This is a genomic window from Streptomyces hazeniae (assembly GCF_031845485.1).
GTDB classification, from domain to species: Bacteria; Actinomycetota; Actinomycetes; order Streptomycetales; family Streptomycetaceae; genus Streptomyces; species Streptomyces hazeniae.
In genome coordinates, this window is the sequence record NZ_JAVREQ010000014.1 from 1 (window position 1) to 21,789 (window position 21,789).

General features: G+C 73.5%; 20 protein-coding genes. 5 read left to right on the forward strand and 15 right to left on the reverse strand.

From position 1 onward, the window contains the following. Positions 1-178: 178 nt before the first annotated feature. The 4 genes from RM572_RS16220 to RM572_RS16235 form a co-directional block, all read right to left on the reverse strand. A complete protein-coding gene (locus RM572_RS16220; RefSeq protein ID WP_311674066.1) occupies positions 179-700 on the reverse strand; it encodes a DinB family protein in 522 nt (173 codons plus the stop codon). Continuing rightward, positions 697-2,745: a dipeptidyl-peptidase 5 gene (locus RM572_RS16225; protein WP_311674067.1), complete on the reverse strand. Its 2,049-nt coding sequence runs from the start codon at positions 2,743-2,745 to the stop codon at positions 697-699. Before RM572_RS16225 ends, RM572_RS16220 begins: the two co-directional genes overlap by 4 nt. 138 nt (positions 2,746-2,883) lie before the next feature. After that, positions 2,884-4,215, reverse strand: a complete 1,332-nt coding sequence (locus RM572_RS16230; protein ID WP_027762128.1) for a M20/M25/M40 family metallo-hydrolase — start codon at positions 4,213-4,215, stop codon at positions 2,884-2,886. Further along, complete coding sequence (locus RM572_RS16235) at positions 4,208-5,041, reverse strand: M55 family metallopeptidase (RefSeq protein ID WP_311674068.1); 834 nt, start codon at positions 5,039-5,041, stop codon at positions 4,208-4,210. Before RM572_RS16235 ends, RM572_RS16230 begins: the two co-directional genes overlap by 8 nt. 210 nt (positions 5,042-5,251) lie before the next feature. Between RM572_RS16235 and RM572_RS16240 the strand changes: the two genes are divergently transcribed. After that, positions 5,252-7,513 carry a heavy metal translocating P-type ATPase gene (locus RM572_RS16240; RefSeq protein WP_311674069.1) on the forward strand — a complete coding sequence of 754 codons (2,262 nt, stop codon included), beginning with the start codon at positions 5,252-5,254 and terminating at the stop codon, positions 7,511-7,513. 15 nt (positions 7,514-7,528) lie between these two features. Here the strand turns inward: RM572_RS16240 and RM572_RS16245 are convergent, their stop codons facing one another. From RM572_RS16245 to RM572_RS16255, 3 genes are all read right to left on the reverse strand, one after another. Next, positions 7,529-8,368 (reverse strand): alpha/beta fold hydrolase, encoded by an 840-nt coding sequence (locus tag RM572_RS16245; protein WP_311674070.1) that lies wholly within the window; start codon positions 8,366-8,368, stop codon positions 7,529-7,531. Positions 8,369-8,449: 81 nt separating this feature from the next. After that, a complete protein-coding gene (locus RM572_RS16250; protein ID WP_311674071.1) occupies positions 8,450-10,990 on the reverse strand; it encodes an MFS transporter in 2,541 nt (846 codons plus the stop codon). Positions 10,991-11,265: 275 nt separating this feature from the next. Then, positions 11,266-11,712: an SRPBCC family protein gene (locus RM572_RS16255; protein WP_311674072.1), complete on the reverse strand. Its 447-nt coding sequence runs from the start codon at positions 11,710-11,712 to the stop codon at positions 11,266-11,268. Positions 11,713-11,901: 189 nt separating this feature from the next. On the opposite strand from RM572_RS16255, the gene RM572_RS16260 reads away from it, so the two are divergent. After that, positions 11,902-12,927, forward strand: coding sequence for an Rv2578c family radical SAM protein (locus RM572_RS16260; RefSeq protein ID WP_027762122.1), 1,026 nt, complete (start codon positions 11,902-11,904; stop codon positions 12,925-12,927). Between the two features lie 64 nt (positions 12,928-12,991). On the opposite strand, the gene RM572_RS16265 is transcribed toward RM572_RS16260, so the two are convergent. Both RM572_RS16265 and tdh read right to left on the reverse strand, forming a co-directional pair. Further along, a complete protein-coding gene (locus RM572_RS16265) occupies positions 12,992-14,179 on the reverse strand; it encodes a glycine C-acetyltransferase (protein WP_311674073.1) in 1,188 nt (395 codons plus the stop codon). 51 nt (positions 14,180-14,230) lie between these two features. After that, positions 14,231-15,292, reverse strand: a complete 1,062-nt coding sequence (gene tdh, locus RM572_RS16270; protein WP_311674074.1) for an L-threonine 3-dehydrogenase — start codon at positions 15,290-15,292, stop codon at positions 14,231-14,233. 97 nt (positions 15,293-15,389) lie between these two features. On the opposite strand from tdh, the gene RM572_RS16275 reads away from it, so the two are divergent. Continuing rightward, the gene (locus tag RM572_RS16275) at positions 15,390-16,328 is read left to right on the forward strand and encodes a LysR family transcriptional regulator (RefSeq protein WP_311674075.1); all 939 of its coding nucleotides are present in this window, start codon (positions 15,390-15,392) and stop codon (positions 16,326-16,328) included. Between the two features lie 41 nt (positions 16,329-16,369). Beyond that, positions 16,370-16,765 (forward strand): RidA family protein, encoded by a 396-nt coding sequence (locus tag RM572_RS16280; protein ID WP_311674077.1) that lies wholly within the window; start codon positions 16,370-16,372, stop codon positions 16,763-16,765. Positions 16,766-16,799: 34 nt separating this feature from the next. Here the strand turns inward: RM572_RS16280 and RM572_RS16285 are convergent, their stop codons facing one another. Next, on the reverse strand, positions 16,800-17,279 hold the full coding sequence (locus RM572_RS16285; RefSeq protein ID WP_311674078.1) for a VOC family protein: 480 nt from the start codon (positions 17,277-17,279) through the stop codon (positions 16,800-16,802). Positions 17,280-17,407: 128 nt separating this feature from the next. On the opposite strand from RM572_RS16285, the gene RM572_RS16290 reads away from it, so the two are divergent. Further along, positions 17,408-17,680 carry a glutaredoxin domain-containing protein gene (locus RM572_RS16290; protein WP_311674079.1) on the forward strand — a complete coding sequence of 91 codons (273 nt, stop codon included), beginning with the start codon at positions 17,408-17,410 and terminating at the stop codon, positions 17,678-17,680. A gap of 102 nt (positions 17,681-17,782) precedes the next feature. Here RM572_RS16290 and RM572_RS16295 read toward each other — a convergent pair whose 3' ends face one another. From RM572_RS16295 to RM572_RS16315, 5 genes are all read right to left on the reverse strand, one after another. After that, a complete protein-coding gene (locus tag RM572_RS16295; RefSeq protein WP_311674080.1) occupies positions 17,783-18,115 on the reverse strand; it encodes a glyoxalase superfamily protein in 333 nt (110 codons plus the stop codon). A gap of 151 nt (positions 18,116-18,266) precedes the next feature. Then, on the reverse strand, positions 18,267-18,803 hold the full coding sequence (locus tag RM572_RS16300; RefSeq protein ID WP_311674081.1) for a GNAT family N-acetyltransferase: 537 nt from the start codon (positions 18,801-18,803) through the stop codon (positions 18,267-18,269). Between the two features lie 193 nt (positions 18,804-18,996). Next, on the reverse strand, positions 18,997-19,761 hold the full coding sequence (locus tag RM572_RS16305) for a S1 family peptidase (RefSeq protein WP_311674082.1): 765 nt from the start codon (positions 19,759-19,761) through the stop codon (positions 18,997-18,999). Between the two features lie 199 nt (positions 19,762-19,960). After that, the gene (locus RM572_RS16310; protein ID WP_311674083.1) at positions 19,961-20,374 is read right to left on the reverse strand and encodes a cytidine/deoxycytidylate deaminase family protein; all 414 of its coding nucleotides are present in this window, start codon (positions 20,372-20,374) and stop codon (positions 19,961-19,963) included. 115 nt (positions 20,375-20,489) lie between these two features. Further along, the gene (locus RM572_RS16315) at positions 20,490-21,593 is read right to left on the reverse strand and encodes a calcium:proton antiporter (RefSeq protein ID WP_311674084.1); all 1,104 of its coding nucleotides are present in this window, start codon (positions 21,591-21,593) and stop codon (positions 20,490-20,492) included. Positions 21,594-21,789: the final 196 nt, after the last annotated feature.

The window sequence follows — 21,789 nt, forward strand, 5'->3', positions numbered from 1 at the left end:
AGTCAGACGGGCATTACGGTGGGACACGAAGGCCTCCGTGCGGTGAAGATTCGACACCTCCACCACACACGGAGGCCTTCGCCATGATCAAGACCTGTGAGTGTCAACAACGCTCATGAGCAATACAGCTAGGACGTGTCCGGCGCGGGGCGGCGGTGCCGCGTGGGCGGCACCACCCTCACTCCCCCACGGCTCCGTCGGCCAGTTCGCGGACGACGTCCAGCTGGCCGACGTGGCGTGCGTACTCCTGGAGCAGGTGCAGCAGGATCCAGCCGAGCGTCGGCGCGTCCTCCGCCGCCGGGAAGCGGCCGCCGACGGCGGCACGGTCCTCCAGCCCCGCCCCGGCGGCGATCGTCCGTGACCGTGCGCACTGGGCGGTGAACTCCGCCCGCAGCTGCTCTGCGGTGACGCCGTCCGGCACGTACCAGCGGCCGTCGGGCCCGTCGTCGGCCCAGGGGTCGGGGACCTGCTCGGCGGCGAAGCCCCAGCACAGCCAGCGGCGTTCGACGTGCGTGAGGTGGCGCAGCAGCTCCAGCGGCGTCCAGCCGGAGGGGAGCCGGGCGGCGCGCAGCTCCCCGTCCGGCATGCCGTCGAGCTTGTGCAGCAGCGTGGCCCGGTAGTAGTCGAGCTGGCCCGCGAGCAGTTCCCGCGGGTCGGCGAGGCGGTGCGACGGTTCGGCGCGGCCGCGGGCGTCCGTCACGTGTCCTCCTTCAGGGGGAGCGTCGGCACGTCGTCCCGGTCGATGCCGAACGTCTGGGCGTACAGGGAGAGTTCCGCCTCGACCGCGCGGACGATGGTGTCGGCTCGGCGGAAGCCGTGGCCCTCGCCCTCGAAGGCGAGGTAGGCGTGCGGGACACCCCGGCCGGCGATCCGCTCCAGGAAGCGCTCGCACTGCACGGGCGGGCAGATCACGTCGTCCAGCCCCTGGAGCAACAGGAACGGACGGTCGACGCGGTCGGCGTGGTGGACGGGCGAGCGGTCGTGGTAGCGGTCGGCGTCGGCCTCCGGGTCGCCGACGAGGGAACGCAGGTACTGCGACTCGAAGTCGTGGGTCTCGCCGGTGGCCCAGCCCTTCAGGTCGAGGATCGGGTAGGTGATGGTGGCGCAGGCGTACACCTCGCCGGCCGGCGAGGTGAGCGAGGCGGCGCTGGTCCAGCCGCCTGCGCTGCCGCCACGGATCGCCAGCCGCGCCGGGTCGGCCGTGCCCTCGTCGGCCAGCGCACGGGCGACGGCGGCGCAGTCCTCGACGTCCACCACGCCCCACTGGCCGCGCAGCCGGTTCCGGTACGCGCGCCCGTACCCGGTGGAGCCGCCGTAGTCGACCTCGGCGACGCCGATGCCGCGCGAGGTGAAGTAGGCGATCTCCAGGTCCAGGACCATGGGGACGCGGCTGGTGGGGCCGCCGTGCACCCAGATCACGTACGGCGGCAGTTCGCCGGGCGGACCCTGGTGGTCGGGGTGCCGGGGCGGGTAGACGTGCGCGTGCACGTCCCGCCCGCCGGGTCCGGTGAAGGTGCGCGCCTGCGGGTGCGGAAGGTGGGCGGGGTCGACGGCGGGCCGGTGCTCCTCGGCGACCACCCGGGCGTGTCCGCTGCCGGTGTCCAGTTCGACGATCTCGTACGCGCTGTGCGCGCCGGCGGCGATGCCCACGACGCGGGTGTCCGCGACGGCGAGCGCGGGCGCCCACTCCGTCCACGGCCCGGGTGCGTCGGCGAGTTCGCCGGTGGCGGGGTCGAGCAGGCCGAGCGCCTGGCCGCCCCGGCCGTGCAGGACGGCGACGAGTCCGCCGGGGAGCGGCGCGAACCAGCGGAGGCCGATCTTCCACAGGCCGCCGCCGAACTCCTCCTCGCGCGGGCAGAGGTTGACCGCCTCGCCGGTGGCGGGGTCCACGCGGTGCAGGTTCCACCAGCCGGTGCGGTCGGTGGCCGCCAGCAGGGTCCGCCCGTCGGCCGCCCACTCGACCTGCGCGACGGATTCCTCGGGGCCGCCGAGGACCGTGCGGGCTCCGGTGAAGGCGCCGTCGCCGGTGACGTCGGCGACGCGGACCAGGGTGCCGTCCCAGGGCATGGCGGGGTGGTCCCATGCGAGCCAGGCGACCCGGCGGCCGTCCGGGGAGAAGCGGGCGCCGGTGAGGAAACGGTGTGCGTCGTCGGTGAGTTCGCGCACGCGGGTCCGGTCGTCGGCGGCCGAGCCGTCCAGCGGGACGGAGGCCAGCGTGCGGCGGACGTCGGTGGGGCCGTCGCCGGTGAACTCCTCGAGCACGCAGACCACGTCCCCGTGGGCGGGCCGGACGACGGGGTCGCACCAGCGCAGGCCGCCGCCGGCTCCCGAGACGGGCGTCAGCGGCACCGGCTCGGCCCGTGCGCCGGGGCCGGCCGCGCCGGTGGCGTCGCCGTCGGGGGCCGAGTCGGGGCGCAGCAGGTGGAGGCGCTGGTCGGGGAAGTGGGTGAAGACCACGAGCGGGCCTTCGGTGCCGGGGGTGCCGGGAGCGCCGGCCCATGGCCGGCCGCCGTACTCGATGACCCGGTTGCGGACGTTCCACGGCGGCGGGAGGACGGATTCCGGCTCGGCGCCGGGGCGCTGCCGGATCAGCGCGCGACGGCCGCCCTCCTCGGGGCGGGGCGCGGTCCACCACAGTTCGTCGCCCACGGCGCCGAGGTATTCGGGGCGTCCGTCGTGGGCGGCGACGAGGCGCGCGTCCACGGGGGACGGCCAGCTGCCGTAGGGGGCGGTGCGGTGCGGCATGAGCAGCGGCCTTCCGTGCGTCGGGGGTGTCTGGCGCGGTGCGTCGCGGTGCGGGGTGCTGGGGTGGGGTGGGCGCGGGGCATCCCCCGGCCGGGGCCGAGGTGCGCGGACGGGGTCAGGGGGTCCGGTCGAGCGCCTCTACAGGGCGCGCAGGGCGCGGTCGAGGACGTGGACGCCGAAGTGAAGCGCCTCGACGGGCACCCGCTCGTCCACGCCGTGGAACATGGCCTGGTAGTCGAAGCCCTCCGGCAGTTTCAGCGGCGAGAAGCCGTAGCCCTGGATGCCCAGCCGGGAGAACTGCTTGGCGTCGGTGCCGCCGGACATGCAGTACGGCACCACTCGGGCGGTGGGGTCGAAGTGCTCCAGGGACTCGCGCAGCACGGCGAAGGCGGGCGCGTCGACGGGGGCCTGCAGCGGCACCTCGCGGTGCTGGAACTCCCAGTCGACGTGCGGGCCGGTGAGCCGGTCCATCGTGGCGGTGAACTCGTCCTCCGCGCCGGGCAGCATCCGGCCGTCGACCTGTGCGGTGGCCTGCTCGGGGATGACGTTGACCTTGTAACCGGCGTTCAGCATCGTCGGGTTGGCGCTGTTGCGGACGGTCGGGGCGACCAGGGCGGCGGACCGGCCGAGCCGTTCCAGCAGCGCGTCGACGTCGAAGTCGGCGGCGTCCAGGTCCGGGGGCTCCACTCCGGCGGCGAGGGAGAGTTCGATCAGCGCCGCGCGCACGGTCGGGGTCAGCCGCACCGGCCAGGCGTACTCGCCGATCCGGTGCACGGCGGCGGCGAGCCGGCTCACCGCGTTCTCCCGGTTCACCTTGGAGCCGTGGCCGGCGCGCCCGCGGGCGGTGAGGCGCATCCACGCGGTGCCCCGCTCGCCCGCCGCGACCGGGTAGAGCCGCAGGCCGTCGCCGGCGTGGAAGGTGAAGGCGCCGGACTCGCTGATGCCCTCGGTGCAGCCGTCGAACAGTTCGGCGTGCTTCTCGGTGAGGTAGTCGGCGCCGTACTCGGCGCTGTCCTCCTCGTCGGCGGTGAAGGCCAGCACGATGTCCCGCCGCGGCCGGACGCCGGCCCGAGCCCACGCCCGTACGACGGACAGCACCATCGCGTCCATGTTCTTCATGTCGATGGCGCCGCGGCCCCACACCACGCCGTCCCGCACCTCGCCGGAGAACGGGTGCACGGTCCAGTCGTCGGGCCGGGCGGGCACGACGTCGAGATGGCCGTGGACGAGCAGGGCGTCGGCGGAGGGGTCGGTGCCCTCGATGCGGGCCACGACGTTCGTCCGGTCCGGGGCCTTCTCCAGGAAGACCGGCTCCAGCCCGGCCTCGCTCAGCCGTTCCCCGACGTACTCGGCGGCCGGGCGTTCCACGCCGTCGCCGCCGCCGTGGTTGGTGGTGTCGATGCGGATGAGCTGGGAGGTGAACGTGACCGCCTCGTCCAGCGCCCGGGTGTCGATGTGTGCCTCAGCCATACTGCTCCTCCACTGCGGACGAGACGACGGTGGTGACCGCTTTGAAGCAGCGGATGCCCTCGTACATGGTCGGCGCGGTGTAGGCGACGCGCCGTTCGCCGGTCTGCTCGACACCGGGCACGACGGTCGCGGCACCGGCCAGGTGCTCGGCGTCGAACTCGAGCGCCACCTCGTGCGGCCCGGAGGTGACCGGTTCGTGGCGCACGGCCAGCTCCGCGGCCTCGCGCGCCGCCGCGTGGATGTCCCGGGCGGTGCGGGCGGGCGTGCGGCAGACGGCGGCGTAGCGGGAGACGTAGTCCTTCACGGCGACCGTACGGGCCTGTGGGGCGTAGCCCTTGGCGTCCTCGCAGGTGCGGTCGTCGCCGGTGACCAGGACGACGGGCACGCCGTACTCGGCGACGACCAGGGCGTTGAGCAGGCCCTCGCTCGCGCGGGTGCCGTCGACCCACACGCCGGTGAGCGAGTTGGCGAGGTAGGTGTGGGCGAGGACGCCCTCGGCGCCGGCGCCGGTGTGGTAGCCGACGAAGGCGATGCCGTCGACGTCGCCGTGCTGCACGCCCTCGACCATGCTGAGGGACTTGTGGCGCCCGGTGAGCATCTGGGCCCGGTCGTCGAGTCGTTCCAGCAGCAGGTTGCGCATGGTCCAGTGGGCCTCGTTGATGAGGACCTCGTCAGCGCCCCCCTCGAGGAAGCCGGTGACCGCGGCGTTCACGTCGGAGGTGAACATCGGTCGGCAGCGCTCCCACTGGGGGGTGCCCGGAAGCACGTCCGCGGGCCAGGTGACGCCGGTCGCGCCTTCCATGTCCGCGCTGATCAAGATCTTCATGAAGCGTCACGTTACGCCGTCGCGAACGGCGGAGAAAGCCCTGTGGACAGCCAGTGGTCTACACCACTCGACCGGACTCCGCGACACCCGGGACCACGCTTGCCCCTCGTACCCCGTAGGGGTATAAAGGAGAATGTGAGATACCCCCTACGGGTATAAACTCCGGGAGGGCCGGCCGCCCCGGATACCATGCACCCGAGGAGCACGCACATGACCACCACCACGCCCACGCCGCGCACCGCCGAGGTCGAACTCGCCATCGGCGGAATGACCTGCGCCGCGTGCGCCGCGCGTGTCGAGAAGAAGCTCAACCGCATGGGCGGCGTGCAGGCGAGCGTCAACTACGCCACCGAGAAGGCGCGGGTCAGCTACACCGAGGACCTGGCCGTGGCCGACCTGATCGCCACCGTCGAGGCCACCGGCTACACCGCCGCGCCTCCTCCGCCGCCGCGCTCCCCGTCCGCCCCGGAGCCGGGCGCACCGGCGGAGGCGGAACGCGACGAGCTGCGGCCGCTGCGCCTGCGGCTGCTCACCGCCGTGGTCCTCGCGGTACCCGTCGTCGCGATGGCGATGGTGCCGGCACTTCAGTTCACCTCGTGGCAGTGGCTCTCGCTCACCCTCGCCGCGCCCGTGGTCGTCTACGGCGGATGGCCCTTCCACCGCGCCGCCTGGACGAACCTGCGGCACGGCGCGGCCACCATGGACACGCTGGTCTCGGTCGGTACGGGCGCGGCCTTCCTCTGGTCGGTGTGGGCGCTGTTCCTCGGGACGGCCGGCATGCCGGGCATGACGCACCCCTTCGAGTTCACCGTCTCCCGCACGGACGGCGCCGGCACCATCTACCTCGAGGCCGCGGCGGGCGTCACCGCCTTCCTCCTCGCGGGCCGCTACTTCGAGGCCCGCGCCAAGCGGCGGGCCGGCGCGGCGCTGCGCGCACTGATGGAGCTGGGCGCGCAGGAGGTCACCGTCCTGCGGGACGGCCGTGAACAGCGCGTGCCCGTCGGTGAACTGGCCGTCGGCGACCGTTTCACCGTGCGCCCCGGCGAGAAGGTCGCCACCGACGGCACGGTGGTCGAGGGCTCCTCGGCCGTCGACGCCTCCCTGCTCACCGGCGAGTCGGTGCCGGTGGAGGTCGCCGCGGGCGACCCGGTGACCGGTGCGACCCTCAACGCGGGCGGGCGGCTGGTGGTCGAGGCCACCCGCGTCGGCTCCGAGACGCAGCTCGCACGCATGGCGAAGCTGGTGGAGGACGCGCAGAACGGCAAGGCGGCCGCGCAGCGGCTCGCCGACCGCATCTCCGCCGTGTTCGTGCCCGCGGTGATCCTTCTCGCCCTCGCGACACTGGGCGTCTGGCTGGCCGTCGGCGGGTCGGTGACGGCGGCTTTCACCGCCGGGGTGGCGGTCCTCATCATCGCCTGCCCCTGCGCGCTGGGACTGGCGACCCCGACCGCGCTGATGGTCGGCACCGGGCGCGGCGCACAACTCGGCATCCTCATCAAGGGGCCCGAGGTGCTGGAGAACACCCGCCGTGCGGACACGGTCGTGCTCGACAAGACCGGCACCGTGACCACCGGCCGGATGACCCTGCTGGCCGTGCGGACGGCCGGGGGCGAGGACGAGGAGGAGGTGCTGCGGCTGGCCGGCGGGCTGGAGCACGCCTCCGAACACCCCGTCGCCCGCGCCGTCGCGGCCGGCGCGGCCGCACGGGTGGGCGACCTCCCGTCTCCTGCGGAGTTCGCCAACATCCCCGGACTCGGCGTGCGGGGCGTCGTGGACGGCCGTGACGTGCTCGTCGGCCGCGCCCGGCTGCTCCGCGACCGGTCGGTGGCGCTGCCGGCCGAACTCGCCGCCGCCCGGGACGAGGCCGAGGGGGCGGGCCGTACGGTCGTGGCGGTCGCCTGGGACGGCCGGGCGCGCGCGCTGCTCGAAGTGGCGGACGCGGTCCGGGACACCAGCACCGAGGCGGTCCGCAGGCTCCGGGACCTGGGGCTGACCCCGGTACTCCTCACCGGTGACAACGCGGCGGTCGCCGAGGCGGTCGCGGCCGAGGTGGGCATCGACGAGGTCGTCGCGGAGGTCCTGCCCGAGGACAAGGTCGACGTCGTCAAGCGGCTTCAGGCCGAGGGGCGTTCGGTGGCGATGGTCGGCGACGGGGTGAACGACGCGGCAGCCCTCGCGCAGGCCGACCTGGGGCTGGCCATGGGCACGGGTACGGACGCGGCCATGGAGGCGGGCGACCTCACCCTGGTGCGCGGCGACCTCCGGGTGGCGGCCGACGCGATCCGCCTGTCCCGCCGCACCCTGGCGACCATCAAGGGCAACCTCTTCTGGGCGTTCGCCTACAACGTCGCGGCGCTTCCGCTGGCCGCGGCGGGCATGCTCAGCCCGATGATCGCCGGTGCGGCGATGGCCTTCTCCTCGGTCTTCGTCGTCGCCAACAGCCTGCGCCTGCGCCGCTTCCGGGCCGGCTGACGGGCCTTCGGGAGGTCACCGCAGGAACGCGGTGACGACGGCGGTGAACCGCTCCGGGTCGTCCAGCCACGGGAAGTGGGCCGCTCCGGGCTGCACCACGCACTCCGCCCCGGGGAAGAGCGCGGCGAGTTCGGCCATGGCGGGTGCCGGGGAGTTCAGGTCGAACTCCCCGGCGAGCACCAGCACCGGTGCGGTGAGGGCGGCGAACGCCGCGCGGGTGGCGTCGGGGTCGAACGCGCCCGCCTCGTTGTGGACGGCCGCGGCCTCCCGGTTGCGCTGCCGCTCGGCGGCCGCGGCGTGGGCACGGGCCGTCTCGTCCCAGCGCCCGTAGGCGAACGGGGCGATGGCCTGCCAGGTCTCGTCGGTCGCCCTGCCCGCGACGACCGCCTCCAGCGCGGCGTAGGCCTCGGGGAACCAGGGCTCGTCGCGGCGCAGTCGCGCGCGCTCCAGCCGCATCTCTCCCGTCACGGCGACGGCGGGGGCCACGACGCTCGGTGTGACGAGCGCCAGCCGGGAGACCCGTTCGGGATGGCGGGTGGTGTACAGGGCCGCGAGGTTGGCGCCCGCGGAATGCGCGAGCAGGTCCATCCGGTCCAGGCCGAGGTGTTCCCGCAGCGCCTCCACATCGCCCACGAGCCGGTCGCAGCGGTAGGACGCGGGGTCCTCCGGCACGGCGGACCCGCCGGTGCCGCGCAGGTCCGGCCGGATCAGCGTCCGGTGGGCGGCGAGTGAGCCGAGACCGCCGAGGTAGGCGGAGTCCTGCATCGGACCGCCGGGCAGGCAGACCAGGGGCGCGCCCGCCCCGGACACATGGTGCACGAGGGCGGTTCCGTCGGGAGCGGCGAAGGTGGGCATGGCGGGAGCCTGTCAGCGGCGCCGGGCACGGGCAACGGATTTCCGCCGGTGGGAGGCTCGCCCGTGGCCCCCGGGCGGGCGTCAGTCGCCGTGGCAGAGCTGGAGGTCGCGGTCGGTGCGGGTGCCGGGGGCGACCCGCAGGACGGTGGCGACGGGCGGGTAGCCCGCGGCGACGACCGTGTACTCGCCCGACGCGAGGTCGACGAACCGGAAGACGCCGTCCGGGCCGGTGACCGCGGTGTCGACGACGTTTCCGGCCGCGTCCATCAGCGTCACCCGGGCGTCCTCCACGGCACGGCCGCCTCCGGCGCGCACCGTCCCGCGCAGCACGGCGCTGCCGGCCAGCTCCACGTCCTGACAGGTCTCGCGGGACGCCTGGACCGTCAGCGGCATCGCGACCGGGCGGTACGCGGGGGAGCTCACCGCGAGGGTGTACTCGCCCGCCACGAGGTCGGGCATCGCGTACCGGCCCTCGCGGTCGCTGCGGCAGGCCGCGACGACCTCGCCGCGCGCGTCGGTGAGGGTGACCGCGGCGTCCCGCACCGGGGTGCCGTCGGCCGTGAGCACCGTGCCGACGAGCCGCCCGGCACCGCCGAGGACCAGGTCCAGTTCCACGGCCCGTTCGCCGACCGCGACGCTGACGGCCTGCGGCTGATGCCCGCCGGCGGCGGCGATCAGCACGTACGCCCCCGCGCCGGGCGTACTCAGCGCGTAGCGGCCGTCCTCGCCGGTGGCGCCGCGCCCGATCTGCCGCCCGGTGGTGTCGATGAGGGTGAGGGCGGCGCGCGGCACGGTGCTGCCGTCGGGGTGACGCACGCTGCCGCACACCGGTACCCCCGCGGGGTGCGGAAGCGGGTCGGCGGTACCCGTGGCGCGGGCCGGCGCCTCGGCGGCGGTGCGGGCTTCGGGGACGGAGAGCTCGGGGGTCACCAGGGGTTTCTCCTTGAGGAGCAGGGCGAGCAGGAAGCCGAGGACCAGCACCGGCACGAGGTGGAGGAAGATCCGCGGCATGGCGTCGGCGTACGCCAGCACGTAGCCGTCGCGGAGCGCGGCGGGCAGCGCGTACACGGCGTCGGGGGTGATCGCCTCGGGCGGCGGCAGCCGCACGCCGGGGGGCGGTTCGGGAACCTCGCGGGCCAGCGCGTCGGCGAGCCGGTGGGTGAACAGGGTGCCGAACACGGCGGCGCCGACGCTGCCGCCGATCTGCCGGAAGTAGTTTCCGGCGCTGGTGGCGGTGCCGAGGTCGGCGGGGCGCACGGAGTTCTGCACGGCGACGATGAGCACCGGCAGCACCATGCCGATGCCCGCCCCGAGCACGGCCATCCAGACGCTGTACGTCGCCCGGGCGGTGCCGGCGTCCAGGAGGGAGAGGAGCCACATGCCGACTGCGGAGACCAGGCAGCCGAGCACCGGGTACGCCTTGTACCGGCCGGTGCGGGAGACGAGTTGGCCGCAGACGACGGAGGTACAGACGATGCCGCCCATCATCGGCAGCATCAGGAGACCGGACTCGGTCGCGGTCGCCCCGTCGACCATCTGGAGGAAGCTCGGCAGGTAGCTCGCGGCGCCGAAGAGGGCGACGCCGACGACGGCCCCGACCAGGCCGGTGACGTTGAAGACGGAGTCGCGGAAGAGGTGCAGCGGCATCAGCGGCTCGACGGCGAACCGTTCGACCACCAGGAAGAGCACGGCCGAGGAGGCCGACCCGGCGCCGAGGGCGAGCACGACCGGGTCGTCCCAGTCGTACGTGGTGCCGCCCCAGGTCGTGAGGAGCACCAGGCAGGTGGAGAAGGCGGTGAGCAGCAGCGCCCCGAGCACGTCGAGTCGGCGGCGGCGGCGCGGTGGTGGGGGCAGGCGCAGGACGAACGCGGTGACCAGCAGGGTCAGCAGGCCGAACGGGACGTTGATCCAGAAGCACCAGCGCCAGGACAGCTCGTCGGTGAACCAGCCGCCGAGCAGCGGCCCCGCGACCGAGGCGAGGCCGAACGAGGCGCCGATCAGCCCCATGTACCGGCCGCGTTCGCGGGCCGGGACGAGGTCGGCGATGATCGCCTGAACGCCGATCATCAGCCCGCCCGCGCCGATGCCCTGGAGGGCGCGGAAGGCGATGAGTTCGTCCATCGAGCGCGACCAGCCGGCGAGTGCCGAGCCGGCGACGAAGACGACGATGGCGAAGAGGAAGACGCTCTTGCGGCCGTAGAGGTCGCCGAGTTTGCCGTAGACGGGGAGCCCGATGGTGGCGGCGAGGAGGTAGGAGGTCACGGCCCAGGCCATGCGGTCCAGGCCGTGCAGGTCGCCGACGATCTCGGGGAGCGCCGTGGCGACGATGGTCTGCTCCAGCGCCGCGAGCAGCAGGGCCAGCATCAGGCCGGTGAACACCAGGCGGACGCGCGCGGGGCCGAGCGGCGCCTGCCCCGTGCCGGGCGCCCCGGAACCGGGTGCTCCGGGAGGAGGCGGCGCCCCGTCGGCGGGCGGTGCGGGCGGCTCCGTGGCCTCGGCGGCGGAGGAGGCGGTGGCTTCGGCGGGAGCAGCTCCGGCGGCGAACGACGGGATCTCGACGGTGACTTCGACCCCGGCGGGCGCGCCGCCCCGACGGACGCCGCTCAGCGTCGACCCGCTCATCCCGTCCGCCTCTCGCCCGTTGCGCCGCCCGCGTTCCGGCCGTTGGCACGGCCCGGACGTCTCATGGGGAGCATTCTGTGCATTCGGCGACAAGGGTGGGCAAGTCGGCGCCACGCGCACACGGAGCAGCACCGGAGCCGCTCAACTCCGTTGCCCGGGGCATTCGTCGGCGCCCCATCAGGAGATTCGGCACCGGGGACGCCATACCCGAGGCCCGCCGGGCACATCCCGGCGGGCCTCGAAGTCCACTCTTTCCGGTGAGAGCGCGGCGGCGGCTACTTCTCCGTCGCGGCGGCGAGGTTGGCGAGCAGCGCGTCGTAGATCCGGCCGAGGCCCTTGGGGGCGAAGGTCTTCTCGAAGAAGCCCCCGATGCCGCCCGCGCCGTTCCACACGGTGCGCACCACGACGACGGCGGTGCCCTCACGGCCGCCGGGGGTGACCTTCCAGGTGGTGACCATGGAGGAGTTGCGGTCCGTTTCGACCAGCTCGTCGTCGGCGGGCTCGGTCACGTCCAGCAGGCAGTCGCGGACCCGCTTGCTGGTCGCCTGGAGCTTCCAGTGGACCAGCGTGCCCTCGCCGTCCCCGCCCTCGCGGACCTCGTACTCGCTGAAGTGCTCGGGCAGCAGCTTCTGCCGGGTGCCGCTGTAGTCGGCGAGCGCGTCGAACACGTCGTCCGGCTTCGCGGCGATCTCTCGCCGCGTCACGGCCTCGACCTGCGCCATGGGTCCTCCTGTGGTGTGCACTTCGGTCGCTTCGAGGAGCCGTCCGCGGGCGCCGCGGCGGTCTCCACGGCAAGCCAACCACCCTCGCGCCGGGGGCCCAAATCCAGGTTGACAGAACCGAAGGGAACAGGTGTTCTATTCTTAGGGAACGCGAGCTCCCGGCACGGCGGCGCGACGGAGGAGGACTTCATGCGGTGGGAGAACCTGAACGGGGACGGCCCGGCCGGCCTCTTCGGTACCGACGTCGTGACCAGGACGTTCGACACGCCCGAGTTCCGGGGGGTGACGTTCCACGAGGTGCGGGCGCGCTCGATCGTCAACCGCGTGCCCGGGGCGTCCCGGATGCCGTTCGAATGGACGGTGAACCCCTACCGCGGCTGCACGCACGCGTGCGTGTACTGCTTCGCCCGCAAGACGCACAGCTACCTCGACCTGGACACCGGGACCGGCTTCGACACCCAGATCGTCGTCAAGGTCAACGCCCCGGAGCTGCTGCGCCGCGAGCTGGGCGGACGCCGCTGGCACGGCGAGCACATCGCGATGGGCACGAACGTCGACTGCTACCAGCGCGCCGAGGGCCGCTACCGGCTGATGCCGGGCATCCTCACCGCCCTGCGCGACTACGCGAACCCGTTCTCGATCCTCACCAAGGGCACGCTGATCCTGCGCGACCTGGAGCTGCTGCGGTCCGCCGCGGCCGTCTCCGACGTCGGCGTCTCGGTCTCCGTCGGCTTCACCGACGAGGAGCTGTGGCGCACCGTCGAACCCGGCACGCCCGCGCCGCAGCGCCGGCTGGACGTGGTGCGGGCCCTGAGCGAGCACGGCATCCCGTGCGGCGTGCTGATGGCGCCGGTGATCCCGTTCCTGGGCGACTCCCCGGCACAGCTGCGCACCACCGTGCGGGCGATCGCCGCAGCCGGCGCCACGTCCGTCACGCCCCTCACGCTGCACCTGCGGCCGGGCGCCCGCGAGTGGTTCCTGCAGTGGCTGCAGGCCCACCACCCGCAGCTGGTGCGGCACTACGAGGCGCTGTACGCGGCGGGCGCCTACGCGCCGAAGTGGTACCAGCGCCGCATCACCGGACAGGTGCACGAACTGGCCGCGGAGTACGGGATAGGCCCCTCCTCCCCCGGCGCGCACCGGCTGCCGCCGGAGCACGCCGAGGAGGACCCGCCGGCGCCGGGCCCGGAGGCCACGCAGCTCACGCTGCTGTGACCACCGGGCAGGAGGGGGAGTGCGCCGGCGGGCGTCTCTCGCGGCAGGTGCTGCCCGGCAGGTGCTACCCGGCCGCCTGCGCGGCGTCGCGGACCTCGGTGAAGGCGCGCACGGCGCGCCGCACGTCCTCGGTGGAATGCGCGGCGGAGAGCTGGACCCGGATGCGGGCCTTGCCCTGCGGCACCACCGGGTAGGAGAACGCGATCACGTAGATCCCCTTCTCCAGCAGCGCGGCGGCCATCTCGGCGGCGAGCGCGGCGTCGCCGACCATCACCGGGGTGATGGGGTGGTCGCCCGGCAGGATGTCGAATCCGGCCGCGGTCATCTCGGAGCGGAACAGCGCGGTGTTCTCCCGCAGTGTGCGACGCCGGTCGCCCGAGGTCTCGAGCAGGTCCAGGATGCGCAGCGAGGCGCCGACGATGGACGGCGCGAGGGAGTTGGAGAACAGGTAAGGGCGGGAACGCTGCCGGAGCAGCTCCACGATCTCGGCGCGCGCGGCGACGTAGCCGCCGCTGGCGCCGCCGAGCGCCTTGCCGAGCGTTCCGGTGACGATGTCGACCCGGTCGGCGACACCGAAGAGTTCGGGCGTGCCGCGGCCGCCGTCGCCCATGAAGCCCACGGCGTGCGAGTCGTCGACCATGACCAGGGCGTCGTAGCGCTCGGCGAGGTCGCAGATCTCGTCCAGCGGCGCGACGTATCCGTCCATGGAGAACACGCCGTCGGTGACGATGAGGCGGTGCCGGGCGCTCGCCGACTCCTTCAGGCAGCGCTCCAGGTCCGCCATGTCGCGGTTCCGGTACCGGTGGCGGGCGGCCTTGGACAGCCGGATGCCGTCGATGATGCTCGCGTGGTTGAGCTCGTCGGAGATGACCGCGTCCTCGGCGGTCAGCAGGGTCTCGAACACGCCGCCGTTGGCGTCGAAGCAGGAGCTGTAGAGGATGGTGTCCTCGGTCCCCAGGAACTGCGAGAGGCGGCGCTCGAGCACCGTGTGCGGCTCCTGGGTGCCGCAGATGAACCGGACGGACGCCATGCCGAAGCCCCAGTCGTCCAGCGCCTGCTTGGCGGCGGCGATGACGTCCGGGTGGTCGGCGAGGTCGAGGTAGTTGTTGGAGCAGAAGTTGACGACCTGCTCGTCGCCGACGCGGATGCCGGACGACTGCGGGCTCGCGATCACCCGCTCCGACTTGTACAGGCCCGCTTCGCGGATCTCGTCGAGCGTCCTGCGCAGGTCGTCGCGCATGGTTCCGAACACTTCGGTGTCCTCCTGGGGTTCGTGGCGGGTCGGCGGCCGTGGGGGCAGAGGTCAGCGGCCGGCGGACTGCCCCGCGAGGGGCTGGGTCCAGTCGATGACGACCTTGCCGCACTGGCCGGAACGGGCGGCGGCGAACGCGTCCGCGTGCTCCTCGTAGCCGAACCGGTGGGTGACGACCGGGCCGATGTCGAGACCGCCCTGGAGCAGGACGGACATGGAGTACCAGGTCTCGTACATCTCACGACCGTAGATGCCGCGCAGGGTGAGCATGCGCTGCACGATGGTGGCCATGTCGACCGGCACGTCGCCGCTGCCGGTGGGCAGACCCAGCACCGCGATCCGGCCGCCGGGCCGCATCGCGGCGATCATGTCACGCAGCGCCTCGGTGCGGCCGGACATCTCCAGGCCGATGTCGAAGCCCTCGGTCATGGACAGTTCGGGCATGACGTCCTTGATCGAGGCGGTGCTCACGTCGAGGGCGAGCGTCGCGCCGATCTTCCGCGCGAGCTGGAGGCGGTACTCGCTGACGTCGGTGATGACGACGCTGCGGGCACCGGCGTGCCGGGCGACGGCGGCGGCCATGATGCCGATCGGGCCGGCGCCGGTGATGAGCACGTCCTCGCCGAGCACGGGAAAGGCGAGGGCGGTGTGCACGGCGTTGCCGAACGGGTCGAAGATCGCGGCGATGTCGAGGTCGACCTCGTGCCGGTGCACCCAGACGTTCTCCTCCGGCAGCACCACGTACTCGGCGAACGCGCCGTCCGTGTGCACGCCGAGACCGATGGTGCGGATGCACAGGTGGCGGCGGCCGGCCATGCAGTTGCGGCAGGTGCCGCACACCAGGTGGCCCTCTCCGCTGACCAGGTCGCCCACCTGCACGCCGGTCACGCCCGCGCCGAGCCCGGCGACCTCGCCGACGAACTCGTGGCCCAGCACGCGGGGCGGCTCGACGGAGCGGGCCGCCCACGCGTCCCAGCCGTCGATGTGCAGGTCGGTGCCGCAGATGCCGGTGCGCAGCACCTTGATCAGCACCTGGCCGTCCCCCGCCTCCGGGGTCGGCACGTCGGTCAGCTCCAGGCCGGGTGCGGCGGCCGTCTTCACCAATGCCCTCATGGCCGAATACTGTCCCTCGCCGAGGGCTGTGCAGTCCATCAGCGTTTTCGGAGGTTGATCGTGAAGGCGGGCTTCACGGTCGTGCGACACTGGCCGTGTGACCATCGATCCGCGCAGGTTGCGGGTGCTCCGGGCACTGGCCGACCACGGTACGGTCACCGCCGCCGCGCAGGCCCTGTACCTCTCCCCCTCCGCCGTCTCCCAGCAGCTCGCCGCACTGGAGACGGAGGCGGGCCAGCCACTGCTGGAACGGCACGGCCGGAACGTGCGGCTGACCGCGCCCGGCGCCGTGCTCGCCGCGCACGCCACCACGATCGCCGCACAGCTGGAGCGGGCCGAGGCCGACCTGGCCGCCTGCGCAGCGGGGCTGGTCGGCGAGGTGGTGCTCGCGGCCTACCCGACCGCGATCACCGAGATCGTCGCCCCTGCGGTCGCCGTGCTCCGGCGGCGGACGCCGCAGGTCGCGTTCCAGGTCAAGGACGCCGAGGGCCATGCGAGCCTGCGCCTGCTGAGCGACGGCGACGCGGACGTCGCGGTCGCGGTGGAGCACCGGGAGACGCTCGGCGACGGCGGCGCCTCCGGGGACGGCAGGCTGCTGCGCGAACCGCTCTACGCCGAGCCGTTCGACGCCGTGCTGCCGCCGGGGCACCGCCTCCTCGGCGCGGACCGGGTGCCGCTCACCGAGCTGGCCGACGACCCCTGGATCACCCCCTGGCCCGGCAACCCGGTGCACGACGTGGTGCTGCACGCCTGCGTGCAGGCCGGTTTCCAGCCACGTGTCGACTCGCTGTCCGACGACTTCCGCGCGGTGAGCGCCCTCGTCGCCAACGGGGCGGGGGTCGCGCTGGTGCCCCGTACGGCGCTGCGCGGTATCGAACTGGGCGGTGCGGTGATCCGGCCCCTGGAGGGCGACCGGCCCACGCGCCGGGTGTTCGCCGCGGTGCGGCGCGGCAGCCGCACCCACCCGCTGGTCGAGCTGGCGCTGGCGGCGCTGCACGAGGAGTCCCTCGACCTGGTGCGGCGGACCGGCCCGTAATCGCCTCGCGCGGGCACCGGCGTGTGCCGCACCATGCGGGCATGGCCGAACTCACGCACATCGCCGCGCCCGAGGGCGTCGCCCCCGCTTCCGGCTACGACCACGTGGTGTGGGGCGCCGGGCGCTTCGTCGCGGTCTCCGGGCAGATCGCGCTCGACGAACACGGCGCGCTCGTCGGCGCGGGCGACCCCGCCGCGCAGGCGCGGCAGGTCTTCGCGAACCTGCGCCGCTGTCTGGCGGCCGCGGGGGCGACCTTCGACGACGTGGTGAAGCTGACGTACTTCGTGACCGACGTCGCGCATCTGCCGGCCGTCCGGGAGGCGCGGGACGAGGCGCTGGGCGCCGGCCGGCGCCTGCCGGCGAGTTCGGCGGTCCAGGTGGCCGCGCTGGTCCGGCCCGACCTTCTGCTGGAGATCGAGGCGTTCGCGATCGTCTGACCCGCCGCCCGGTCCTGCCCGACGGCATGTCCCGTCAGCCGGCCGCGTCGTAGGCGGCCTGCAGGCCCTTGATGTCGAGCTTCTTCATCTCGAGCATCGCCGCGAACACGGCCTTCGACTTCGCCGGGTCCGGATCGCCCGTCAGCTCGGTCAGCTGCCGGGGCACGACCTGCCAGGAGAGGCCGTAGCGGTCCTTGAGCCAGCCGCACTGCACCTCCTGGCCGCCCTCTCCGAGCTTGTACCAGTAGTGGTCCACCTCGTCCTGCGTATCGCAGTCGATCTGCAACGAGATCGCCTCGCTGAAGGTGAACTCCGGGCCGCCGTTGAGAGCGATGAAGCGCTGGCCGGCGAGTTCGAAGGTGACGGTCATGACCGACCCCGGCTCCCGCGGCCCCGCCTCGGTGTAGTGCTGCACCTCGACGACGCGCGAGCCGTTCCCGAAGACGGACACGTAGTGCCGCGCGGCCTCCTCGGCCTCGGTGTCGAACCAGAGGAAAGTGGTGATCTTCTGCATGGCTGCGGCTCCTGCCTACCCGCGGGGACGCTGTCGTACGGGTAGACCGCCCCGGCCGGCGAAACTCATCGGCAGCGACGATCCCTCCCGGGTGTTCACGCGGCCGGGCCGTCGGGTAGCCGGGAGGCATGACCGACACGCGCGACGAGGTGGTCGTCTACTGGCGGCCCGGATGCCCGTTCTGCATCGCCCTGCGGCTGCGGCTGCGTCGCACCCGGCTGACGTACCGCGAGGTGAACATCTGGCAGGACCCCAAGGCCGCCGCCTTCGTACGGTCCCTCGCCGACGGCAACGAGACGGTCCCGACCGTCGACGTCGCGGGCCACCCGCTGGTCAACCCCTCCAAGCGTCGCCTGCTCGCCACCGTCCGCGACCACGCGCCCCACCTCCTGCCGGGCTGACACCGCCCGCACGCACGCGTGGGGCACGCCGCGTCTCCACGGAGCGGTCGCGCGTGAGGCGAGCCCCTGCCACGGCGTGCCCCCCGCGGACCTGCTCGCGGCTCACTGCGTGGGAGTACCGATGCGCAGGCGGTTGCCGTCGGGATCGCGGAGTTCGGCCTCCGGGCCCCACGGGGCGTGCTCGGTCGGCACGCCGAACTCCGCCGCGACGGCTTCGACATCACGCACCCGCAGGTACACCAGCGTGTCGGGCAGGGCGTCCCCCTCGTGCTCGGAGAGGAACAGGCGTACCCGCCCCCGGGCCACCTCGGTGAAGACGGGCAGCCCGGGCTCGAACCGGTGCTCCCACTGCTGCGTGAACCCCAGGCGGGCGTACCAGCGCACCGCCCGGCCGGCATCGGTGACCCGCAGGATGGGGATGGCCTCTTCGTCCATGCCGTGATCCTCCCTCAGCCCGGGCCGGGCGTCGCCGAATCGGTCCCGCCCGGATCACACGGTGCCGGCCGCCGCCGAAGGCGTCGTACCTCCCGCCCTCGATCGCCGGGCCCTGCGGCCACCGGATCGGCGGCCCGCAGCGCGGGCCCGTTCACGCAGACGACGCGACCGGGGGCCGCAACCCGAGCCACTGTTCGGCGTCCCAGGCGTGGAATCGCTCCACCTCGGTGAACCCCAGCTTCGCCGCGAGCCGCATCGAGCCGGCGTTGGCGGTCTGGGTGGCGAGCACCACGGGCTCGCCCGGAAGGACGCCGCCGAACCAGCGGAGTGCCGCCGCGCACGCCTCCGCGGCATACCCGAACCCCCACGCCCGCGGCAGGAACAGGTAGCCGAGATCGACCTTCCCCACGGCAGCCGGACGATGCTCCGTCGCCCTCCTGAGCAGGATCTGGCCGATCATCGCCCCGTCGAGATCGACGACGAAGCTCCCCGGCCACTGCCCGGGCACCTCGGGCATCTCGCGCTCCAGCTCGTCACGCGGGCGGGGGCCTCCGAGGTAGGTGTGCACCTCCGGCGAGGCGTGCAGCTCGATGAACGCCGCACGGTCCCGTGCCTCGGGTTCCCGGAGCACCAGCCGCTCGGTCTCGATCGGGGCGGGCGGCCAGGCGACGGGGCCCAGGTCAGCCATGCCGACCCACCGGTCGCGTCGCCGTTCGTGGGCCCGATCGGCTCACTCCCGCCTGCGCACGCCCTGCATGCTTCCGCATCCGCCCTCTCCCACGGGAGTCGGTGAGCACCTGTACATCGACTCACTGTAGGGGGCGCCGTCGGGCGGGCCCGAGGGACGTCGAGCCCGCCCGGGGCGCTGTGGTGCGGGACGGTCAGTACAGCGTGAGACCGAACGCCGACAGCACCTCGTTCAGGGGCTGGAAGAAGCTCGTGCCGCCGGATGAGCACGAACCCGAGCCGCCGGAAGCGATGCCCAGCGCCTGGTCGTTGGGGCCGAACAGCGGAGTGCCGCCCCCGGCGCCGACCGGGAGGCAGATGTTCGTCCGGATGAGGCCGTGGATGACGCCGTCGGGACCGTAGTCGATGGTGGCGTTGAGAGCGGTGATGGTGCCGCTGTGGATACCGGTCTGCGGCGTTTTGATGTACACCTGCTGGCCCACGTACGGGGTACCGAGGCTGTATCCGCCCTCGGGGGTCAGGTCGGGATTGTCGTAGCGGATGAGGCCGTAGTCGTTACCCGGGAACGACGAGGAGACCGTCGGGCCGATCGGAACGGTGAGCTGCGGGTCCGCGTACCAGGTGGAGCCCACCGAGGTGCAGTGGCCCGCGGTCACGATGAAGACGTCCGTGCCGTCGGTGACGTTGAAGCCTGCGGTGCAGCGGGCTCCGCCGCTGAAGATCGGGTCACCGGGCGCGATGGTCTGCGACGACGCGTCCGGGCCCCGGTCACCCCGTGGGGTGGCGGCGTCGGCAGCCGCCGTCCCGGCGGCCCCACCGCCTGCGAGTACGGGTCCGGGCTCCGCGACGGCGCCGGGAGCCCACACCGTGAGCGCGGCCAGCAGGCCCGCGAGGACGGCGACCAGCCGGCCCTTGCGTCGTGACGGGCTTCTTCGTGGGGTGGTGCGCGAGGTGGACATCGTCCTTCTCCTTCGTGTCCTGCTCCGGTCCCGCCATCCATGGCATGACCCTGACATGCAGTCAGGTTCGAGCATGGACAGTGCACGGCCCGTGCACAAGAGGACCCGTCCATGGCGCCACGCCGCGCCCCCGCACATCCCGCCTGCGACGGACTCACCCACCACGGAGGGGGAGCGACGCGCGCCGACGGGCGGCGGGTCATTCGGGGTCGAGCTGGTGGTCGGCCCAGACGTAGGTCTCCGGCAGCAGGTCGGCGACGGGGACCGTGCGGGTCCGGCCGCCTCCGCCGACGATCACCCGGAGCGCGGGGAAGTAGTCCAACAGGACCTGGCGGCACCGGCCGCACGGAGGCACCACCCCTCGTTCCCGGTCCCCCACGGCGACGATGGTGTCCAGCTCGTCGACGCCCTGGGCGGCCGCGGCACCGACGAGGACCAGCTCGGCACAGGGGCCGCCGGTGAAGTGGTAGGCGTTCACCGCCGTCACGATCCGGCCGTCCCGCGCGCGTGCCGCCGCCGCCATCGTGTGGTTGTCGCCGCGGCAGCGGGTGCGGGCCACGTGGGCCGCGGCCTCGACGAGTTCGTGGTCGACGTCGTCGGTCTGCGGGGTCATCCTCTTCTCCTCCGTCGGGTTTCCGGGAACGTCGCGCTGGAACCGCGAGGGAGCGCACGCGGGCATCGGCGCCTCGCCCCTCCCCCACCGAAGCATCTCAGGGGTTGACCGCAGGTCAGGGGTTGATGGCGAGGAAGAGGAACGCCGCGAGCAGGACGAGGTGGATGCCGCCCTGGAGGCGGGTGGCACGGCCGGGCACCACGGTGAGGCCGCTGACGAAGGCGGTCAGCAGGAGCAGGACGAGCTGGGTGGTGCCGAGACCCAGGAGCAGCGGGCCGTCGAGCCAGAGGGACGCGACCGCGATGGTGGGGATGGTCAGTCCGATGCTGGCCATCGCCGAGCCGTAGGCGAGGTTGAGGCTGATCTGGATGCGGCCGCGGAGTGCGGCGCGGGAGGCGGCGAGGGTCTCGGGGAGCAGCACGAGGAGGGCGATGACCACACCGACGAACGCGTGCGGGAAGCCCGCCGCCTCGACGCCGGACTCGATCGCGGGTGACTCCACCTTGGCCAGGCCGACCACCGCCACGAGGGCGACCAGCAGCAGGGCGAGGCTGCCGAGCGCCGCCCGGCGCGAGGGCGGGGGCGCGTGGTCGCCCTCCTCGGCGGCGCGTCCCTCGGAGGTGACGGGCAGGAAGAAGTCCCGGTGACGGCGGGTCTGGGTGAAGACGAAGAGGACGTAGAGCACGAGGGACGCGGCGGCGGCGAACCCCAGCTGGGCGGGGGAGAACTGCGGCCCCGGCTCGCTGGTGAAGGTCGGCAGCACCAGGCTGAGCGTGGCCAGCGTGGCGACGGTGGCCAGTGCGGCGCCGCTTCCCTCGGGGTTGAAGTGCGCGAGACCGTGACGCAGCGACCCCAGCAGGAACGCCAGGCCCGCGATGCCGTTGGTGCTGATCATGACCGCCGCGAACACCGTGTCACGGGCCAGCGTCTCCGTCTCGGAGCCGCCGGAGACCATGAGGGTGACGATCAGGGCGACCTCGATGACGGTGACGGCGACCGCCAGCACCAGCGAACCGTACGGTTCGCCGACCCGGTGCGCCACGACCTCCGCGTGGTGCACGGCCGCGAGCACCGCGCCGGCGAGGATGACGGCGACGACCACGACCCAGAAGACCGGCAGGTCGCGTCCCCAGGTGAGGGCCAGCACGGCGAGGGCGAGCAGGGGGACGACGCCGGTCCACGACAGGCGCAGCCGCAGGGAACGGCGAAGAGCGTGCACCGTCTCACGGTAGCCGCGGCAACGGGCCGTTCCGGGGAACGGCGGGGCACCCCGCGGGTCCTGCGGAGCCCGCTGGCGGAGCCGCGCGGCACGGCCGTACGCCGCACGCGCCGGCGCGCAGGCACGCAGGCATGTGACCGTCCCAGGATTCACTCGTTTGACGTGAGGACGAGGCCGGCAGGCCGCCACGTACGGG

What these genes read in the sequence shown, in the direction of transcription:
- RM572_RS16285 (WP_311674078.1), bottom strand. Translation starts at nt 17,279, where the DNA reads ATGCAGAAGATCACCACTTTCCTCTGGTTCGACACCGAGGCCGAGGAG.
- RM572_RS16235 (WP_311674068.1), bottom strand. Translation starts at nt 5,041, where the DNA reads ATGAAGATCTTGATCAGCGCGGACATGGAAGGCGCGACCGGCGTCACC.
- RM572_RS16240 (WP_311674069.1), top strand. Translation starts at nt 5,252, where the DNA reads ATGACCACCACCACGCCCACGCCGCGCACCGCCGAGGTCGAACTCGCC.
- RM572_RS16280 (WP_311674077.1), top strand. Translation starts at nt 16,370, where the DNA reads ATGGCCGAACTCACGCACATCGCCGCGCCCGAGGGCGTCGCCCCCGCT.
- tdh (WP_311674074.1), bottom strand. Translation starts at nt 15,292, where the DNA reads ATGAGGGCATTGGTGAAGACGGCCGCCGCACCCGGCCTGGAGCTGACC.
- RM572_RS16225 (WP_311674067.1), bottom strand. Translation starts at nt 2,745, where the DNA reads ATGCCGCACCGCACCGCCCCCTACGGCAGCTGGCCGTCCCCCGTGGAC.
- RM572_RS16230 (WP_027762128.1), bottom strand. Translation starts at nt 4,215, where the DNA reads ATGGCTGAGGCACACATCGACACCCGGGCGCTGGACGAGGCGGTCACG.
- RM572_RS16250 (WP_311674071.1), bottom strand. Translation starts at nt 10,990, where the DNA reads ATGAGCGGGTCGACGCTGAGCGGCGTCCGTCGGGGCGGCGCGCCCGCC.
- RM572_RS16290 (WP_311674079.1), top strand. Translation starts at nt 17,408, where the DNA reads ATGACCGACACGCGCGACGAGGTGGTCGTCTACTGGCGGCCCGGATGC.
- RM572_RS16260 (WP_027762122.1), top strand. Translation starts at nt 11,902, where the DNA reads ATGCGGTGGGAGAACCTGAACGGGGACGGCCCGGCCGGCCTCTTCGGT.
- RM572_RS16255 (WP_311674072.1), bottom strand. Translation starts at nt 11,712, where the DNA reads ATGGCGCAGGTCGAGGCCGTGACGCGGCGAGAGATCGCCGCGAAGCCG.
- RM572_RS16305 (WP_311674082.1), bottom strand. Translation starts at nt 19,761, where the DNA reads ATGTCCACCTCGCGCACCACCCCACGAAGAAGCCCGTCACGACGCAAG.
- RM572_RS16310 (WP_311674083.1), bottom strand. Translation starts at nt 20,374, where the DNA reads ATGACCCCGCAGACCGACGACGTCGACCACGAACTCGTCGAGGCCGCG.
- RM572_RS16300 (WP_311674081.1), bottom strand. Translation starts at nt 18,803, where the DNA reads ATGGCTGACCTGGGCCCCGTCGCCTGGCCGCCCGCCCCGATCGAGACC.
- RM572_RS16245 (WP_311674070.1), bottom strand. Translation starts at nt 8,368, where the DNA reads ATGCCCACCTTCGCCGCTCCCGACGGAACCGCCCTCGTGCACCATGTG.
- RM572_RS16295 (WP_311674080.1), bottom strand. Translation starts at nt 18,115, where the DNA reads ATGGACGAAGAGGCCATCCCCATCCTGCGGGTCACCGATGCCGGCCGG.